General features: G+C 48.8%; 1 protein-coding gene. It reads right to left on the reverse strand.

What is annotated here, in order from left to right:
- Positions 1 to 20: 20 nt before the first annotated feature.
- Positions 21 to 1,142 carry an ISAs1 family transposase gene (locus EHW58_RS15550; RefSeq protein ID WP_172970069.1) on the reverse strand — a complete coding sequence of 374 codons (1,122 nt, stop codon included), beginning with the start codon at positions 1,140 to 1,142 and terminating at the stop codon, positions 21 to 23.
- Positions 1,143 to 1,247: the final 105 nt, after the last annotated feature.

Genomic DNA, 1,247 nt, shown 5'->3' on the forward strand with positions numbered 1-1,247 from the left:
CAGGGCGAGCGCATGAGTGTTTATTTTTCAACCATCGCCGGTATGCCTGCGGCTAAAACCTTTTCTAAGAAACTGGGATTCATGAGACAGCGCTTCTGTTTGGCCACCAAGCTGATCTTGGTCGGCTCAGCCCGCACCATGTTTGAGGCCATGTGTCGCAGACAGGCAAAGTTCGCGGCCCCATTGTCTTTATAAATTTGGCAGGCGTCTTCACCCATGTTGACATCCAATACCCAGTGCATGGCTTCAATGCCCCAATGCGAGCGGATAGCACGGCTTGCCTCATCGGCAGTCAGTGATTTTGAGCTGATATAGTAACGATACTCCAGCGATATCGGACGCCCTTTTTCAACACGCAAAGACTCAACCATGACAAGGCTTTGCATTGATGGCCAACGGGTAAAGTCGCCTGATAAACACGCTTTATCAAGCACATAGCACTGACGTGATTCAATACGACCGTGACCATATTCAAACTCGACATCGTCATTGAAGGTTCGACGTTGCTCACTGAATGCCTCGGTGATCGCGTTCGCTAGCTTGCCCTGGTTTTGTTTCACCGCTAATAAGTAATCGCCACCCTGCTCAAGAATCGTCTTGGCAATCGTCGTTTGGCAGGCCATGGCATCGATGGTGACTAGCGCACCACGTAAGTCGAGCAGACGGATTAACTCGGGAATAGCACTGATTTCATTGCTTTTTTCGTCTGTCTTGAGCTGACCGAGCACCAGATGATTTTCACTGGCATACGCACTAACCATGTGGATCGTACTGCTTCTATCTTCACGGTTGTAAGAGCCTTTTAGGGTTTTGCCGTCGATCGCGACCACCTGACCATCCGTCATTTGGTGGACGGCTTTCATCCAATCGATAAAGCAAGCTTGAAAGGCGCTCGGTTCAATCGTGGAGATGGCACGTGCGATAGTATCGTCGGCAGGAATACCGTCTTTAAACATGCCGTTGTGCTTAAACCAATCATGGTGGCCTAGGATGTATTCCCGAATATCGTACCATCCTTTGGAACCCGCAATAACGGCGCACAATGAAGCAAAGAGCAGGTCAAATAGTGGGTAGGTTATCTTGGCACTCTGACGGTTATCATCAACGGCACTGAAGTAGTCTTTAAATGTATCGATATCCACGGTATCTATCCCGAACTATTTTAGAATCGGCCTATATGATCACAGCCAGAGGTGATCGTCAAACCGATCCTTTTTTGGTCAAAAAACGTTCGCGATCTCGCCCTG

This window comes from Salinivibrio sp. VYel1, assembly GCF_009377945.1.
In the GTDB taxonomy this organism is placed as follows: domain Bacteria; phylum Pseudomonadota; class Gammaproteobacteria; order Enterobacterales; family Vibrionaceae; genus Salinivibrio; species Salinivibrio siamensis.